1 rRNA gene is annotated in these 1,415 nt (G+C 55.8%); it reads right to left on the bottom strand.

From position 1 onward, the window contains the following. Positions 1 to 21 precede the first annotated feature (21 nt). Positions 22 to 1,415: ribosomal RNA gene (locus tag AC07DF_RS41325) — 23S ribosomal RNA — on the bottom strand; the annotation flags it as partial.

The following is a 1,415-nucleotide window of genomic DNA, read 5'->3' as shown; positions in this document are numbered from 1 at the left end:
ACACAGTGGACGCGAGCAACTGAGGACAAGCCCTCGGCCTATTAGTACCGGTCAACTCCACACGTTACCGTGCTTCCATATCCGGCCTATCAACCCAGTCGTCTACTGGGAGCCTTACCCTCTCAAGGAGGTGGGAATACTCATCTCGAAGCAGGCTTCCCGCTTAGATGCTTTCAGCGGTTATCCCTCCCGAACGTAGCCAACCAGCCATGCCCTTGGCAGAACAACTGGCACACCAGAGGTTCGTCCGTCCCGGTCCTCTCGTACTAGGGACAGCCCTTCTCAATATTCCTACGCGCACAGCGGATAGGGACCGAACTGTCTCACGACGTTCTAAACCCAGCTCGCGTACCGCTTTAATGGGCGAACAGCCCAACCCTTGGGACCGACTCCAGCCCCAGGATGCGACGAGCCGACATCGAGGTGCCAAACCATCCCGTCGATATGGACTCTTGGGGAAGATCAGCCTGTTATCCCCGGGGTACCTTTTATCCGTTGAGCGACGGCGCTTCCACAAGCCACCGCCGGATCACTAGTCCCGACTTTCGTCCCTGCTCGACCCGTCGGTCTCACAGTCAAGCTCCCTTGTGCACTTACACTCAACACCTGATTGCCAACCAGGCTGAGGGAACCTTTGGGCGCCTCCGTTACTCTTTAGGAGGCAACCGCCCCAGTTAAACTACCCATCAGACACTGTCCCTGATCCGGATCACGGACCCAGGTTAGACATCCAGCACGACCAGACTGGTATTTCAACGACGACTCCACCCACACTGGCGTGCGAGTTTCAAAGTCTCCCAGCTATCCTACACAAGCCGAACCGAACACCAATATCAAACTGTAGTAAAGGTCCCGGGGTCTTTCCGTCCTGCTGCGCGAAACGAGCATCTTTACTCGTAGTGCAATTTCACCGGGCCTATGGTTGAGACAGTCGAGAAGTCGTTACGCCATTCGTGCAGGTCGGAACTTACCCGACAAGGAATTTCGCTACCTTAGGATGGTTATAGTTACCACCGCCGTTTACTGGCGCTTAAGTTCTCAGCTTCGCCAAGACGAATCTTGACTAACCGGTCCCCTTAACGTTCCAGCACCGGGCAGGCGTCAGTCCGTATACATCGCCTTACGGCTTCGCACGGACCTGTGTTTTTAGTAAACAGTCGCTTCTCGCTGGTCTCTGCGGCCACCCCCAGCTCAAGGAGCAAGTCCTCTCACCGGATGTGGCCCCCCTTCTCCCGAAGTTACGGGGGCATTTTGCCGAGTTCCTTAACCATAGTTCACCCGAACGCCTCGGTATTCTCTACCTGACCACCTGAGTCGGTTTAGGGTACGGGCCGCCATGAAACTCGCTAGAGGCTTTTCTCGACAGCATAGGATCATCCACTTCACCACAATCGGCTCGGCATCAGGTCTCAGCC

Source organism: Streptomyces sp. NPDC044719, from assembly GCF_056433405.1.
This window is presented reverse-complemented; position numbering and strand designations above follow the sequence as displayed.